This is a genomic window from Paraburkholderia sp. UCT31 (assembly GCF_014397655.1).
In the GTDB taxonomy this organism is placed as follows: Bacteria; Pseudomonadota; Gammaproteobacteria; order Burkholderiales; family Burkholderiaceae; genus Paraburkholderia; species Paraburkholderia tuberum.
The window spans coordinates 1-14,525 of sequence record NZ_VZQP01000095.1 but is presented as its reverse complement, the minus strand read 5'-3'; the positions used below and the strand labels follow the sequence as shown (position 1 = coordinate 14,525).

Below are 14,525 nucleotides of genomic sequence, written 5' to 3'. Positions count from 1 at the left end.
TTAACCTGCCCACGCCGCTGAAGCCCACGCCATCAAAGGCTTCCCGCTTCTCCGCACCCCGGCGTCCGGAGCGCGAAAGAGCGGAATTCTAGTCGCCGACATCGGGACTTGCAAGCGATATTTTGACAAGCGTATTAACGGTGCTTGAAAACCGGTTTGCGCTTCTCCACGAACGCGGCCATGCCCTCTTTCTGGTCTTCGGTGGCGAAGAGCGAATGGAACAGGCGGCGCTCGAAATGCACGCCCTCCGCGAGCGTCGTTTCAAAGGCTCGGTTGACTGACTCCTTGACCATCAGCACCGCCGGCAGCGGGAATTCCGCAATGGTGGCGGCCGCGCCGACCGCTTCGTCAAGCAGCGATGCCGCCGGGATCACGCGCGAAACCAGTCCGGCGCGCTCCGCTTCGGCGGCATCCATGAAACGGGCGGTCAAACAGAGGTCCATCGCCTTCGCTTTTGACACCGCCCGCGGCAAGCGCTGCGTGCCGCCCGCGCCCGGCATGATCCCGAGCTTGATTTCCGGTTGACCGAACTTCGCCGTGTCGGCGGCGAAAATGATGTCGCACATCATCGCCAGTTCGCAGCCGCCGCCGAGCGCGAAGCCCGCCACCGCGGCAATGATCGGCTTACGGATCGAGCGAACCGTTTCCCAATTGCGCGTGATGTAGTCGCCCTTGTAGACATCCATATAGGAGTACGACGCCATCATCCCGATGTCCGCACCGGCCGCGAACGCTTTCTCGCTGCCCGTCACAACGATTGCGCCAATCGACTCGTCGCCGTCGAACTCGCGCAACGCTGCGCCTAGTTCGTCCATCAGCGCGTCGTTCAGTGCATTCAGAGCCTTCGGACGGTTGAGCGTAATCAGTCCGACCCGTCCCCGCGTCTCAACCAGAATGTTTTCGTAAGCCATGCCGCCTCCATAAGGGTTAATCGCACGCGAAAAACGCTTCGCGCATCGTCTGTGGTGATGCTACCATTCCCCAACCAACCGGTCGGTCAATTATTCGACAGGTATTTCCCCAACGTACAGCCGAGCCTCTTTGCCATGACACATCCGCTATTCACCAAGCACGAAGACACGCTGCACAAAGCGCTCGCCGCGCTCGAAACGCGGGGCTACTGGAGCCCGTTCGTCGAGATGCCCAGTCCGAAAGTGTACGGGGAAACAGCCAACGCGGACGGCGAAGCCGCGTTCAAGGCGCTTCTAGACAAAACGTTCGACCTGGACCAACCGTCGACGGGAGAGACCGTCGGCGCAGAGGTTTCGCCGTTCGGCTTCCAGCTCGGCGTGCGTTACCCGAAAGCCGACCCGAGCGCGCTCATCGCCGCATCTGCCGCGGCGCAACGCGATTGGCGCGCCGCCGGCTCGCAGGCATGGATCGGCGTGAGCCTCGAAATCCTCGCGCGCCTGAATCGCGCCAGCTTCGAGCTCGGCTACAGCGTGATGCACACGACCGGTCAGGCGTTCATGATGGCCTTCCAGGCAGGGGGCCCACACGCGCAGGATCGCGCGCTCGAAGCGGTCGCGTATGCCTGGGATCAGCTGCGCCGTATTCCCGCCGACGCGCACTGGGAAAAGCCGCAAGGCAAAAACCCGCCGCTCGCGATGCACAAGCGCTACACCGTCGTGCCGCGCGGCATCGGCCTCGTGCTCGGCTGCTGCACATTCCCGACGTGGAACGGCTATCCGGGCCTGTTCGCCGATCTGGCCACCGGCAACACGGTGATCGTCAAGCCGCATCCGGGCGCGATCCTGCCGCTCGCGCTGACCGTGCGCATCGCGCGTGACGTGTTGCGCGAAGCGGGCTTCGATCCGAACGTCGTCACGCTGCTGGCCACCGCCCCGAACGACGGCGCCCTCGTCCAGCAACTGGCCCAGCGCCCCGAGATCAAACTGATCGACTTCACGGGCAGCACCCAGAACGGCACCTGGCTCGAGCGCAACGCGCACCACGCGCAGGTCTACACCGAAAAAGCTGGCGTCAATCAGATCGTCATTGACTCGGTCGACGACATCAAGGCGGCCGCGCGCAACATCGCGTTCTCGCTGGCGCTCTACTCAGGCCAGATGTGCACCGCGCCGCAAAATATCTACGTACCGCGAGACGGCATTCGCACCGCGGAAGGCACGCTCAGCTTTGACGATGTCTCCCAGGCGCTTGCCGGCGCGGTGCAAAAGCTCGTCGCCGATCCGGCCCGCGCCGTCGAACTGCTCGGCGCGATCCAGAACGAAGGCGTCGTGCAGCGCATCGACGAAGCCGCCGGGCTCGGCCGCGTTCTCGTCGCGAGCCAGACGCTCGACCATCCGTCCTTTCCGGGCGCTCGCGTGCGCACACCGCTCGTATTGCAACTCGACGCCTCGACCGACCGCGCCCAGTTCACGAGAGAATGGTTCGGGCCGATCTCGTTCGTCATCGCGACGGACTCGACCGCGCAGTCACTCGACCTCGCTGGCGACATTGCTGCCGAGCACGGCGCGCTAACGCTGGCGGTCTACAGCACGGACGACGCCGTGCTCGACGCCGCGCACGAAGCGTCGATCCGCGGCGGCGTCGCACTGTCGATCAACCTGACCGGTGGCGTGTTCGTCAACCAGTCCGCGGCTTTTTCGGACTTTCACGGCACCGGCGCCAACCCGGCCGCGAATGCCGCGCTTGCCGATGCCGCTTTCGTCGCCAACCGCTTCCGTGTCGTTCAAAGCCGCGTTCATGTTGAACCGAAAGCGGCGCCCGCGGTAGCTGGCTGAACGGCATAAGAAGGCTTCAGCACAACGCACGACTTCGTCCTATGCCGTTCGGCGGATGGACCGAGTCGTGCGCTCTGACTAACATCAGACATCGGATCGGCATCACGCGCCGACGCTAGTCGAGCGACCGTGCCCATCGGCCAAAGAGAGTTTGAGGAGACACCCCATGTCATATGAAGCGATCCGGCTGGACATCGACTCATCGAGCCACGTCGCCATCATCACGCTGAACCGCCCGGACAAGCTCAACAGCTTCACGCGCGCGATGCATCAGGAACTCGGCGCGGCACTCGACCAGGTCGAAAAGTCCGGCGCCCGTGCGCTCGTGCTCACCGGCGCGGGACGCGGCTTCTGCGCCGGCCAGGATCTCGCCGACCTCGATTTCACGCCCGGCGCGATGACCGACCTCGGCGCCGTGATCGATGAATACTTCAATCCGTTGATCCGCCGTCTGCAAGCGCTACCGTTTCCGGTGATCGCCGCGGTCAACGGCACGGCCGCCGGCGCGGGCGCCAATCTCGCGTTGGCCTGCGACCTGGTGCTCGCAGCTCGCTCCGCGAGTTTCATCCAAGCGTTCGTGAAGATCGGCCTCGTGCCGGATTCGGGCGGGACGTGGTTCCTGCCGCAACGCGTTGGCATGGCACGCGCGCTCGGCCTCGCGATCACCGGCGACAAGCTCAGCGCCGACACAGCCGAAAGCTGGGGCTTGATCTGGCAAGCGCTCGACGACGCCGAACTGGCTCCGGCCGCGGCAAAACTCGCTGCCCAGCTTGCCCAGCAACCGACGCGCGCGATCGCCGCGATCAAGCAGGCGATGCGTGCCGGCACGACGCAAACGCTCGACCAGCAGCTCGATCTCGAGCGTGATCTGCAGCGCCAACTAGGCGCCTCGCACGATTACGCGGAAGGCGTGCAGGCATTTATCGAAAAGCGCGCGCCGCGCTTCGAGGGGCGTTGAGATGTCCACGCAAACCACCCGCCCCGACCAGATGACTGCCGACGAACTCGCCCGCGCGACAGCTGCCGCGATGTACGAAAACGACGCCTGCAGTCGCGCGCTCGGGCTCGAGATTCTCGAAGTGCGCCCCGGCTATGCGCGGCTGCGCATGGCGGTGCGCGACGACTTCCTGAACGGCCATCAGATCTGCCACGGCGGCCTGATCTTCACGCTCGCCGATTCGACCTTCGCGTTCGCCTGCAACACCTACAACATCAATACGGTTGCCGCCGGCTGCTCGATCGAATACCTCCGGCCGGTCTACGGCGGCGACGTGCTGAGCGCCGAAGCGGTCGAGCAGACATCGAGCGGGCGCACTGGCATCTACGATATTCGCGTCACGAATCGCGCCGGCGAGACCGTCGCGATGTTTCGCGGCAAGTCGGCGCAAATCAAGGGCAACCTGATTCCCGCCGGCGACTAACATTGAGCGGCGGCAAGCCAGAGCCGCCCTGGCGGACAACTGTCTGCGCGGCTCTCTGACGCCAACGCGTTACATATCAGACTCAGATACTGAGGCAGCAAGGAGACATTCGATGAGCACCGCTCTTCCGCTCGATCCGATCGAGACCGCCAGCCGCGACGAGCTCGCCGCGCTCCAACTCGAACGGCTCAAATGGTCACTCACCCATGCGTATGAAAATTCGCCGGTGTACCGGCGCAAGTTCGACGAAGCCGGTGTTCATCCGGGCGATGTCAAGTCGCTCGCGGACCTCGCGCGCTTTCCGTTCACGACGAAGAAGGATTTGCGCGACAACTATCCGTTCGGCATGTTCGCGGTGCCGCAGGAGCAGATCTCGCGAATCCATGCATCGTCTGGGACGACCGGCAAGCCGACCGTCGTCGGCTATACGGCGCGCGACATCGACACGTGGGCGAATCTTGTCGCCCGTTCGATACGCGCCGCCGGCGCGAAGCGCGGCGACAAGGTGCACGTGAGCTACGGCTACGGCCTCTTCACGGGCGGCCTCGGCGCGCATTACGGCGCCGAGCGCGCGGGGCTCACCGTGATTCCGTTCGGCGGTGGCCAGACCGAAAAGCAGGTGCAGTTGATCCAGGACTTCCGGCCGGACATCATCATGGTGACACCGAGCTACATGCTGTCGATCGCCGACGAACTCGAGCGCCAAAGTATCGACCCGGTTAGCTGCTCATTGCGCATCGGCATCTTCGGCGCTGAGCCGTGGACCAACGAAATGCGCGAGGCGATCGAAAAACGCATGGGCATCGACGCGGTCGACATCTACGGTCTCTCCGAAGTGATGGGGCCGGGCGTCGCCTCGGAGTGCGTCGAGACCAAAGACGGCCCGACGATCTGGGAAGACCATTTCTATCCCGAGATCATCGACCCCGAAACGGGCAAGGTGCTGCCCGATGGCGAACTCGGCGAACTCGTGTTCACGTCGCTGACGAAAGAAGCGCTGCCGATCATCCGCTACCGCACGCGCGATCTCACGCGCCTGCTGCCGGGCAGCGCCCGCACGATGCGGCGTATGGAAAAAATCACGGGCCGCTCGGACGACATGATGATCGTCCGTGGCGTCAATGTGTTTCCGACGCAGATCGAAGAGTTGCTGCTCAAGCAGCACGCGCTCGCGCCGCACTATCAGATCGTACTGACGAAGGAAGGGCCGCTCGACGTGTTGACGCTGAACGTCGAACCGTGCCCCGAAAGCGCGCCGGATACTTCCGCGCTAACCACCGCGAAAAACGCGCTGGCGTACGACATCAAGGCGCTGATTGGCGTAAGCGCGGTGGTTAACGTGCTGGCCGTGAATGGAATCGAACGCTCGGTGGGCAAGGCACGGCGGGTGGTCGACAAGCGCAGATCGGGGCTCTAAGTCAGGCAACCGGCAACGACGCGCAGCGTAAGAGCCCAACAAAAAACGGCGTCACGCACGGATCCTGATCCGAACGTGACGCCGATTTCCGCGACTTCTATTGACGGCTTCGCGGCAGCCTCCAACCCGCCTCCCGAAAACCGCCGTAACTCAAACGGCAGTCACGCTTCCGCCTGCGCCCCACCGCCTCACGAATTCGGCAGCAGCAACCACATCCGGCCACCCTGCTTCATCTTGCCAGCCAGATCACCGGCATCGTCGCCGAGGCCCCAGAAGTAGTCGGCGCGCACGCCGCCTTTGATCGCGGTGCCCGTGTCCTGCGCGAACACGAGGCGGTTCATCGGCGAGTTCGTCAGCGGCCGTGTGGTCTGCAGGAACACCGGCGTGCCGAGCGGAATCGCGCTCGGGTCGACCGCAATCGAGCGCTCCGGCGTCAGCGGCACGCCGAGCGCGCCGATCGGACCGTCCGCGCCGCCGCTCGGCATACTTTCGGCCGACGGCATCTCGCGAAAAAACACGAAGCGCGGATTGGTGTCGAGCAATCCATCGACGCGCGTCGGATTCGCGCGTGCCCATGCCTTGATGCCCTGCATCGTCGCCTGCGCGGGTGTGATCTCGCCATGATCGAGCAGCCAGCGTCCGATCGACTTGTATGGCTGATCGTTGGTACCGCCAAAGCCGACGCGCATCACACTGCCGTCTTCCATCACGATGCGCCCGGAGCCCTGCACCTGCAAAAAGAATGCTTCGATCGGGTCGTCGACCCACACGAGTTCGTTGCCGCTGAGCGCGCCCGAGCGTTCGAGCTGGGCGCGCGCCGGCAACGGCGCCCCCGCGCGATAGCCGGCGGGCCAGCGGTACAGCGCGGTCTGATATACCCCGTGCCGCGTGCGCGAGCCCCGCAGCAGGGGCTCGTAGTAACCGGTGACCAGACCGTCGAGCGTGCCGTCGCTATTCGCGAGCTGGAACGGCGTGAAGTAGGCTTCGAAGAAGGCGCGCGCACCGGTGACGTCGAGATCGTCGATTTGCGCGGCGGCCGCGCATGCACGCGACCAGTTCGGCTGACGCGCGAGCCTCGTGCAGTTTTGCCGCAACGCGGCCGTCGCGCCGATCAGCGAGTCGTCCTGCCAGCCCGGCACCTGCTGCCACGCAACCGCGGTCAAGCGCGACGACGCGATCTGGCCGGGGATGATCGCCGCGCCGCTCGGCGGCGAAGGCCGGAGCGCGCCGCCGCCACCGCAGGAGGCAAGCAACACCGCAACCGACAATGCACCGACCCACGCGCCGGCTCGGCGGACAAAACGCATACAATGTTCGTTCTTGATGGAAACCGCCATGTCTGATTTGTTCGACGAATACCCGATGCTCATCTTCGCGCTGGAATCGCTGCTCGCGCTGTTCCTGCTCGTCTTTATCGTTGTGTGGACGTCGTCTGGCAAGAAAAAAGCGCGACGTGCCAAGCCGGCGGAACGGTCCCAACAGCAAAAGCCGCAGTGACCCCGGCCGGCGGGTTGCATACAGAACCGCGCAACCCCTCGTGCATCAAGCGCTCGTCTGAGCGCTCATCCAACCACCCACTCAACTGCCCGTTGCGCCGCGCGCCGATACGAACTCATTAAAGACCGCGCAACACCGCGCCGGTTCAATGCAACGTTCGCGGCATGCGCAACACGAACTCCGGCACCGGCGCCTCGAAGCGCTCACCATCCTCCGCCACGCAGAAGTAATCGCCGCGCATCGTGCCGACCGGCGTCGCGATCACTGCCCAACTCGTGTATTCGAAATGCTCGCCCGGCTTGAGCAGCGGCTGATGACCGACCACGCCCAGGCCTTTGACTTCCTGGACGGTGTTTTCGCTGTCGGTGATGATCCAGTGACGCGCGATCAACTGTGCGGTCACCTGGCCGGTGTTACGGATGGTCAGCGTGTAGGCAAAGGCGTACTGGCGACGCTCCGGGTCCGATTCTTCGGGCAGGTAGTGCACCTGCGCCGAGACGCTGAATTCGTACTGGCTCATCCTGATTCCGATCTGATCAAACGGGCTGTGAAAAATCGTGGAAGGCCCGAACGCCAATGGTCTGCGGGTGCAGCGGCGATGCGGCGCTCATGGAATGGCATTCTGCTTGATGCGCGGCATGGCCGCAACCGGATACGCCTTTCGGCCAGCTGTGTCTAAGACGTTGGGACACGGCTGCTTTGCCGCGCCCAGTCTCCATGTCGTTTTTGCGCCGGCACTTTGCGAAGTTTCATCGCGCGATTCCGCCACGCCAACCGCGGCCAGCGCCCCGGTCTGCACGCGCAAAACCGGTAAAATGGCGCTTTCCCGCTTGCATCGGCCCCCTGTCATGACGCAATTTCGCATCGCCCCCAGCATTCTCTCCGCCGACTTCGCCCGCCTGGGCGAAGAAGTCCGCAACGTCGCCGCCGCCGGCGCCGACTGGATCCACTTCGACGTGATGGACAACCACTACGTGCCGAACCTGACCATCGGCCCGCTCGTATGCGAAGCGATCCGCCCGCACGTGGACGTGCCAATCGACGTGCACCTGATGGTGCATCCCGTCGACCGCATCGTGCCGGACTTCGCGAAAGCCGGCGCGAACCTGATCAGCTTTCACCCGGAAGCGTCGGATCACATCGACCGCACGCTGTCGCTGATCCGCGACCACGGCTGCAAGGCCGGCCTCGTGTTCAATCCGGCGACGTCGCTGAACTATCTCGATCACGTGATGGACAAGGTCGATCTCGTGCTGATCATGTCGGTGAACCCGGGCTTCGGCGGCCAGTCGTTCATCCCCGAGGCGCTCAACAAGCTGCGCGAAGCGCGCAAACGCATCGACGCGTACACCGAGCGCACCGGCCGCGACATCCACCTCGAAGTGGACGGCGGCGTGAAGGTCGACAACATCGCGGAAATCGCGGCGGCCGGCGCGGACACGTTCGTGGCCGGCTCGGCGATCTTTGGCCAGCCCGATCACAAGGTCGTGATCGACAAGATGCGCGCCGCCCTCGCGACCGTCCAGCGTTAAAAACCAGCGCCTCATGACCACTCCGTATCCCGCCCCGACGTTTACCGGCCCGCGCCTCGAAGCTGCGATCATCGACCTCGACGGCACGATGATCGACACGGCCGACGACTTCACCGCCGGCCTGAACGGTATGCTCGCTCAGCTCGACGCGGAGGAAACGACGCGCGAGGAAGTGGTCGGCTACGTCGGCAAGGGTTCGGAGCATCTGATCCGCAGCGTGCTTGCGCCGCGCTTCGAAGCCGAGCACGCGCAAGAGCGCTTCGACGAAGCGCTCGCGATCTATCAGGCCGAGTACGCGAAGATCAACGGCGTGCACACGCGGCTGTATCCAGACGTCGAGGCCGGTCTGCGCGCGCTGCGCGACGCGGGCCTGAAGCTCGCCTGCGTGACCAACAAGCCGCACCGCTTCGCGCTCGAATTGCTGCAGCAGTACCGGCTTGCACCGTATTTCAGCGTCGTGCTCGGCGGCGACAGTCTCGCGAAAAAGAAACCGGACCCGCTTCCGATGCTGACCGCCGCCGCGCAGCTCGGCGTCGAGCCGAGCGCCACGGTGGCGATCGGCGACTCCGAAAACGACGCGCTGGCGGGCCGCGCGGCCGGCATGGCGACGCTGACCGTGCCCTACGGGTACAACCACGGCCAAGCTATACAAACGATAAAATCCGATGGTATAGTTGCCTCGCTGCTCGACGCCGCCAGGGCGATCGCAGCGCATCAATCCACGACTTAACAGTCCTTCATCCTCATGTTTCTGAATAAAAAACGGAGTCTGATTAGCATCGACCGGGGAGCCTGGCCCTGGCGTCGCTGGTCGCGCTAACCTCGCCTGAGGTACGCTGAAGCTCGTCTTCGGCAACCGTTTTTTACTTCGCTGCGCTCACGCGCTTTTTCCATCGATCTGTTTTTGCGCAGCTGCATCGGCTGATTGAGCCTGCGCGTACCCGCAAGGTACCGTTGCTCACCCGCACCGCTCGCACGCGCCGATGGAAGACCCGCGCCGGTCGGTATCATTGTGTCGAGAACGTCGACCCACGCCCCGACCGAAGGCGCTTAGCCCCGCTTTGCCCGACGCTTGCTGCCGCCGGACCACCGTACAGGATCGGAACATGACCGAACTCGAATTCCAGTCCCTCGCCAACGAGGGTTTCAACCGCATCCCGCTGATCGCCGAAGCGCTCGCCGACCTCGAGACGCCGCTGTCGCTGTACCTGAAGCTCGCGCAGACCGAGCGCAACGGCGCGAACTCGTTCCTGCTGGAGTCGGTGGTCGGCGGCGAACGCTTCGGACGTTATTCGTTCATCGGCCTGCCGGCGCGGACTCTCATGCGCACGCGCAACGGCGTGTCGGAAGTGGTCCGCGACGGCAAGGTCGTCGAGACGCACGACGGCGATCCGCTCGCGTTCATCCAGCAATTCCAGGCGCGCTTCAAGGTCGCGCAACGCCCGGGGCTGCCGCGCTTCACGGGCGGTCTCGCCGGCTATTTCGGCTATGACGCCGTGCGCTATATCGAGAAGAAGCTCGCGAACAGCGCGCCGAAAGACGACCTCAATCTGCCCGACATCCAGCTGCTGCTGACCGAGGAAGTCGCCGTCATCGACAACCTCGCCGGCAAGCTCTATCTGGTGGTCTACGCCGACCCGACCCAGGCTGAGGCCTACACGAAAGCGAAGCACCGTCTGCGCGAACTGCGCCAGCGGCTGCGCGTCACCGTCGAGCCGCCCGTCGTGTCGGCCAGCGTACGCACCGAGATCTACCGCGAGTTCGCGAAAGACGATTACCTGGCGGCCGTGCGCAAGGCGAAGGAATACGTCGCCGCCGGCGAACTGATGCAGGTGCAGGTCGGCCAGCGCCTGATCAAGCCGTACCGCGACAATCCGCTGTCGCTGTATCGCGCGCTGCGCTCGCTGAATCCGTCGCCGTACATGTACTACTACAACTTCGGCGACTTCCACGTGGTCGGCGCGTCGCCGGAGATTCTGGTGCGCCAGGAAAAGCGCGGCGAGGACCGTATCGTCACGATCCGCCCGCTGGCCGGCACCCGTCCGCGCGGCAACACGCCCGAGCGCGACGCCGCGCTCGCTACCGAGCTGCTGAACGATCCGAAGGAAATCGCCGAGCATGTGATGCTGATCGACCTCGCGCGCAACGACGTCGGCCGCATCGCGCAGATCGGCTCGGTGGTCGTGACCGACAAGATGGCGATCGAGAAGTACTCGCACGTGCAGCACATCGTCAGCTCGGTCGAAGGCAAGCTCAAGAACGACATGACCAATTTCGACGTGCTGCGCGCCACCTTCCCGGCCGGCACGCTGTCGGGCGCGCCGAAGGTCCGCGCGATGGAACTGATCGACGAGCTCGAGCCCGTCAAGCGTGGCCTGTACGGCGGGGCGGTCGGCTATCTGTCGTTCACCGGCGAGATGGATCTGGCCATCACGATCCGCACCGGCGTGATCGCCAACGGCAATCTGTATGTGCAGGCGGCCGCGGGCGTGGTCGCCGATTCGGTGCCGGAATCCGAATGGCAGGAGACCGAGAACAAGGCACGCGCGGTAATGCGCGCCGCCGAGCAGGTCCAGGACGGCCTCGATAGCGACTTCTGACCGGAGACACACCATGCTGCTCATGATCGACAACTACGACTCGTTCACCTACAACCTGGTGCAGTACTTCGGCGAACTCGGCGAAGACGTGCGCACCTACCGCAACGACGAAATCACGCTCGATGAAATCGCCAGGCTGAACCCCGAGCGCATCTGCCTGTCGCCGGGCCCGAGCAATCCGCAACACGCGGGCATCACGCTCGACGTGCTGCGCGAATTCGCCGGCAAGACGCCGATTCTCGGCGTGTGCCTCGGCCATCAGGCGATCGGCGAGGCGTTCGGCGGCCGCGTCGTGCGCGCGCAGACCATCATGCACGGCAAGGTCAGCACGATCGAAACCGACTGCAAGGGCGTATTCGAAGACCTGCCGAAGCACTTTACGGTAACGCGCTACCACTCGCTCGCGATCGAACGCGAATCGCTGCCCGACTGCCTCGAAGTATCGGCATGGACTGAAGACGGCGAAATCATGGGCGTGCGCCACAAGGAACTGGCCGTGGAAGGCGTGCAGTTCCACCCGGAATCGATCCTGTCCGAACACGGCCACGCGCTGCTCGAAAACTTCGTCAAGCAGTCGAAGCTCGCCGGCCCCGGCAAGGCCTCGCATCACGCGGCGCCGCGCAATGCCTGACACAAGGAGAGACGAGATCATGTCCATTACGCCCCAGGAAGCCTTGCAGCGGACCATCGAGCACCGCGAGATTTTTCACGACGAAATGCTGCACCTGATGCGCCTCATCATGCGCGGCGAGCTGTCGCCCGTGATGTCGGCGGCGATCATCACCGGCCTGCGCGTCAAAAAAGAGACCATCGGCGAAATCACCGCGGCCGCCACGGTGATGCGTGAATTTGCGCGGCACGTCGACGTGCAGGACAACTCGAACTTCGTCGATATCGTCGGCACCGGCGGCGACGGCGCGCACACGTTCAACATTTCCACCGCGACGATGTTCGTGTCGGCCGCGGCGGGCGCGAAGGTCGCAAAGCACGGCAATCGCGGCGTATCGAGCAAGTCGGGCAGCGCGGACGTGCTCGAAGCGCTCGGCGTCAACATCGATCTGCAGCCGGAGCAGGTCGCGGCATCGATTGCGGAAACGGGCATGGGCTTCATGTTCGCGCCGAACCATCATCCGGCGATGAAAAACGTCGCGCCGGTACGCCGGGAACTCGGCATCCGCACGATCTTCAATATCCTCGGGCCGCTCACCAATCCGGCCGGCGCGCCGAATCAGCTGATGGGCGTGTTTCACCCCGACCTCGTCGGCATTCAGGTGCGCGTGATGCAGCGCCTCGGCGCCAAACACGTGCTCGTCGTGTACGGGATGGACGGCATGGACGAAGTGTCGCTCGGCGGCGCCACGCTGGTCGGCGAGTTGCGCGACGGCGAGATCCGCGAGTACGAGATCCATCCGGAAGACTTCGGCATGCAGATGGTGTCGAACCGCACGCTCAAAGTCGCCGACGCGGGCGAGTCGAAGGTCATGCTGCTCGACGCGCTCAGCAACAAGCCCGGCGTCGCGCGGGAAATCGTCACGCTGAACGCCGGCGCGGCACTCTATTCGGCGAACGTCGCGGCCACGATCGCGGACGGCATCGAGCTCGCGCGCGAAGCGATCGCGAGCGGCAAGGCACGCGCGAAGGTCGACGAACTGGTGCGCTTCACCCAGCAATTCAAGCAGTAATCACGTAGCGAGACATTTATGAGCGACATCCTCGACCGCATCATCGCGGTCAAACGCGAAGAAGTCCGGGCGGCCGAGCAAAGCGTGCCGCTCGAAGAACTGCGGCTCGAAGCGTCGTCTCGCGATCTCCGCGACTTCGTCGGCGCATTGCGCGCCAAGCACACGGCGGGTCTCGCCGCGGTGATCTCCGAAGTGAAGAAGGCGAGCCCGTCGAAGGGCGTGCTGCGCGAGCACTTCGTGCCGGGCGACATCGCGCGTTCGTACGAGAAGCACGGCGCGGCGTGTCTGTCCGTGCTGACCGACGTGCAGTTCTTCCAGGGCAGCGTCGCCTATCTGCAGCAAGCGCGCGCCTCGTGCCAGTTGCCGGTGATACGCAAGGACTTCATCGTCGATCCGTATCAGGTGGTCGAAGCACGCGCGATGGGGGCCGACGCGATCCTGCTGATCGCCGCCGCGCTCGAAACCGCCGAGATGCAGGACCTCGAAGCGCTCGCGCATTCGCTGGGTCTCGCGGTGCTCGTCGAAGTGCACGACAGCGATGAACTCAAGGAAGCGCTGACGCTGAAGACGCCACTGATCGGCATCAACAACCGCAATCTGCGCACCTTCGAAACCTCGCTCGACACGACGCTCGGCATGCTCGACGCGATTCCCGACGATCGCATCGTCGTGACCGAATCGGGCATCCTGTCGCGCGACGACGTCGAGCGCATGCGCGCGCGGAACGTGCATACCTTCCTCGTCGGCGAAGCGTTCATGCGCGCGGACGAGCCGGGCGTGGAACTCGCGCGGATGTTTTTCTGAGCGTCGTATCGACGTATCGGCGTATCGGGCGCAGAGAAATCCACGCAACAAGGACACCCAGCATGGGCATGGAACGCGAAATCAAGCTGGCGCTGCCGGCTTCGCAGGTGCAGGCGGCGACGCAGTGGTTCGCCGCGCGCGCCGGCAAGAACGGACGCGCGATCAAGCTCGTGAACATTTACTTCGATACGCCGCAGTTGACGCTGGCGTCGTCAAAGAGCGCGCTGCGTCTACGGCAGACCCCGGACGGCTGGCTGCAGACCTTCAAGACGGTCGGCACGGCGACGAACGGCTTGCATAGCCGGCACGAATGGGAATTGCCGGTCGCGGGCGCGAAGCTCGAAATCGAATCGTTGCTGAGCGCTTGCGACGAACCCGCCGCCGCGGATGCACTGAAACAGGCCGCGCCTGCGCTGATCGAGCTGTTCCACACCAATTTCACGCGCACGCTATGGCTGCTCGACTCCGACGGCGCTCAGATCGAGGCGGCGATCGATCAGGGCGACGTGCTTGCCGAAGTCGACGATGAAGCGCGCCGCGCGCCGATCTCGGAGATCGAGCTCGAACTGAAATCGGGCGACGAAGCGGCGCTTCACACGCTCGCCGCCGAACTCGGCAAACGGATTGCCGGCCTCGCGCCGGATGACATCAGCAAGGCGCAGCGCGGGTATCGGTTGCGCGCCAGGTGAGCGCGTTGCCCGAAACCCGCGGCACCTCATGCGCTCGCTTGCCGCAACTTGAGCTAGTCCGCGTTTGCTGCGACACTTCCCTGCCATGACCTCCGCTTCCCGCACCCGCTCCGGTTTGCCGCAGGCATCGTTGTTC

15 protein-coding genes are annotated in these 14,525 nt (G+C 64.4%); 12 read left to right on the top strand and 3 right to left on the bottom strand.

All coding sequences use genetic code 11. The annotated features are described in order from the left end of the window. Positions 1-134: 134 nt before the first annotated feature. Positions 135-911: an enoyl-CoA hydratase gene (locus F6X40_RS39195; RefSeq protein WP_184036005.1), complete on the bottom strand. Its 777-nt coding sequence runs from the start codon at positions 909-911 to the stop codon at positions 135-137. Between the two features lie 135 nt (positions 912-1,046). Between F6X40_RS39195 and paaN the strand changes: the two genes are divergently transcribed. The 4 genes from paaN (at position 1,047) to paaK (ending at position 5,585) form a co-directional block, all read left to right on the top strand. Continuing rightward, positions 1,047-2,747 (top strand): phenylacetic acid degradation protein PaaN, encoded by a 1,701-nt coding sequence (gene paaN / locus F6X40_RS39190; protein ID WP_184070514.1) that lies wholly within the window; start codon positions 1,047-1,049, stop codon positions 2,745-2,747. Between the two features lie 166 nt (positions 2,748-2,913). Further along, positions 2,914-3,705: a 2-(1,2-epoxy-1,2-dihydrophenyl)acetyl-CoA isomerase PaaG gene (gene paaG, locus F6X40_RS39185; protein WP_184070516.1), complete on the top strand. Its 792-nt coding sequence runs from the start codon at positions 2,914-2,916 to the stop codon at positions 3,703-3,705. A gap of 1 nt (position 3,706) precedes the next feature. Beyond that, entirely contained in the window at positions 3,707-4,168 is a 462-nt protein-coding gene (gene paaI / locus F6X40_RS39180; protein ID WP_184035997.1) for a hydroxyphenylacetyl-CoA thioesterase PaaI, read from the top strand. 112 nt (positions 4,169-4,280) lie between these two features. After that, positions 4,281-5,585 carry a phenylacetate--CoA ligase PaaK gene (gene paaK / locus F6X40_RS39175; RefSeq protein WP_187631572.1) on the top strand — a complete coding sequence of 435 codons (1,305 nt, stop codon included), beginning with the start codon at positions 4,281-4,283 and terminating at the stop codon, positions 5,583-5,585. Positions 5,586-5,773: 188 nt separating this feature from the next. On the opposite strand, the gene F6X40_RS39170 is transcribed toward paaK, so the two are convergent. Next, entirely contained in the window at positions 5,774-6,892 is a 1,119-nt protein-coding gene (locus tag F6X40_RS39170) for a murein transglycosylase A (RefSeq protein ID WP_221307826.1), read from the bottom strand. A 16-nt stretch (positions 6,893-6,908) separates the two neighbouring features. Between F6X40_RS39170 and F6X40_RS41985 the strand changes: the two genes are divergently transcribed. Beyond that, on the top strand, positions 6,909-7,082 hold the full coding sequence (locus F6X40_RS41985) for a hypothetical protein (RefSeq protein WP_167368587.1): 174 nt from the start codon (positions 6,909-6,911) through the stop codon (positions 7,080-7,082). 145 nt (positions 7,083-7,227) lie between these two features. Here the strand turns inward: F6X40_RS41985 and apaG are convergent, their stop codons facing one another. Beyond that, a complete protein-coding gene (gene apaG / locus F6X40_RS39165; protein ID WP_187631571.1) occupies positions 7,228-7,602 on the bottom strand; it encodes a Co2+/Mg2+ efflux protein ApaG in 375 nt (124 codons plus the stop codon). Between the two features lie 328 nt (positions 7,603-7,930). Here apaG and rpe point away from each other — a divergent pair, with 328 nt between their 5' ends. The 7 genes from rpe to F6X40_RS39130 all read left to right on the top strand — a co-directional run bounded on the left by rpe (position 7,931) and on the right by F6X40_RS39130 (position 14,389). Continuing rightward, positions 7,931-8,614, top strand: coding sequence for a ribulose-phosphate 3-epimerase (gene rpe, locus F6X40_RS39160; protein WP_262421717.1), 684 nt, complete (start codon positions 7,931-7,933; stop codon positions 8,612-8,614). Positions 8,615-8,627: 13 nt separating this feature from the next. Next, the gene (locus F6X40_RS39155) at positions 8,628-9,344 is read left to right on the top strand and encodes a phosphoglycolate phosphatase (protein ID WP_184052422.1); all 717 of its coding nucleotides are present in this window, start codon (positions 8,628-8,630) and stop codon (positions 9,342-9,344) included. 376 nt (positions 9,345-9,720) lie between these two features. After that, positions 9,721-11,214 (top strand): anthranilate synthase component I, encoded by a 1,494-nt coding sequence (gene trpE, locus F6X40_RS39150; protein WP_187631569.1) that lies wholly within the window; start codon positions 9,721-9,723, stop codon positions 11,212-11,214. A gap of 13 nt (positions 11,215-11,227) precedes the next feature. Next, positions 11,228-11,845, top strand: a complete 618-nt coding sequence (locus tag F6X40_RS39145) for an aminodeoxychorismate/anthranilate synthase component II (RefSeq protein WP_187631568.1) — start codon at positions 11,228-11,230, stop codon at positions 11,843-11,845. A gap of 19 nt (positions 11,846-11,864) precedes the next feature. Continuing rightward, positions 11,865-12,896 (top strand): anthranilate phosphoribosyltransferase, encoded by a 1,032-nt coding sequence (trpD, locus tag F6X40_RS39140; protein ID WP_184070524.1) that lies wholly within the window; start codon positions 11,865-11,867, stop codon positions 12,894-12,896. A gap of 18 nt (positions 12,897-12,914) precedes the next feature. Further along, the gene (gene trpC, locus F6X40_RS39135) at positions 12,915-13,700 is read left to right on the top strand and encodes an indole-3-glycerol phosphate synthase TrpC (RefSeq protein ID WP_187631567.1); all 786 of its coding nucleotides are present in this window, start codon (positions 12,915-12,917) and stop codon (positions 13,698-13,700) included. A 62-nt stretch (positions 13,701-13,762) separates the two neighbouring features. After that, a complete protein-coding gene (locus F6X40_RS39130; protein ID WP_090802018.1) occupies positions 13,763-14,389 on the top strand; it encodes a CYTH domain-containing protein in 627 nt (208 codons plus the stop codon). Positions 14,390-14,525 lie beyond the last annotated feature (136 nt).

Bases quoted from the DNA above. Each gene is read 5' to 3' on its own strand.
- F6X40_RS39195 (WP_184036005.1), bottom strand. From the start codon at position 911: ATGGCTTACGAAAACATTCTGGTTGAGACGCGGGGACGGGTCGGACTG.
- paaN (WP_184070514.1), top strand. From the start codon at position 1,047: ATGACACATCCGCTATTCACCAAGCACGAAGACACGCTGCACAAAGCG.
- paaG (WP_184070516.1), top strand. From the start codon at position 2,914: ATGTCATATGAAGCGATCCGGCTGGACATCGACTCATCGAGCCACGTC.
- paaI (WP_184035997.1), top strand. From the start codon at position 3,707: ATGTCCACGCAAACCACCCGCCCCGACCAGATGACTGCCGACGAACTC.
- paaK (WP_187631572.1), top strand. From the start codon at position 4,281: ATGAGCACCGCTCTTCCGCTCGATCCGATCGAGACCGCCAGCCGCGAC.
- F6X40_RS39170 (WP_221307826.1), bottom strand. From the start codon at position 6,892: ATGCGTTTTGTCCGCCGAGCCGGCGCGTGGGTCGGTGCATTGTCGGTT.
- F6X40_RS41985 (WP_167368587.1), top strand. From the start codon at position 6,909: ATGGAAACCGCCATGTCTGATTTGTTCGACGAATACCCGATGCTCATC.
- apaG (WP_187631571.1), bottom strand. From the start codon at position 7,602: ATGAGCCAGTACGAATTCAGCGTCTCGGCGCAGGTGCACTACCTGCCC.
- rpe (WP_262421717.1), top strand. From the start codon at position 7,931: ATGACGCAATTTCGCATCGCCCCCAGCATTCTCTCCGCCGACTTCGCC.
- F6X40_RS39155 (WP_184052422.1), top strand. From the start codon at position 8,628: ATGACCACTCCGTATCCCGCCCCGACGTTTACCGGCCCGCGCCTCGAA.
- trpE (WP_187631569.1), top strand. From the start codon at position 9,721: ATGACCGAACTCGAATTCCAGTCCCTCGCCAACGAGGGTTTCAACCGC.
- F6X40_RS39145 (WP_187631568.1), top strand. From the start codon at position 11,228: ATGCTGCTCATGATCGACAACTACGACTCGTTCACCTACAACCTGGTG.
- trpD (WP_184070524.1), top strand. From the start codon at position 11,865: ATGTCCATTACGCCCCAGGAAGCCTTGCAGCGGACCATCGAGCACCGC.
- trpC (WP_187631567.1), top strand. From the start codon at position 12,915: ATGAGCGACATCCTCGACCGCATCATCGCGGTCAAACGCGAAGAAGTC.
- F6X40_RS39130 (WP_090802018.1), top strand. From the start codon at position 13,763: ATGGGCATGGAACGCGAAATCAAGCTGGCGCTGCCGGCTTCGCAGGTG.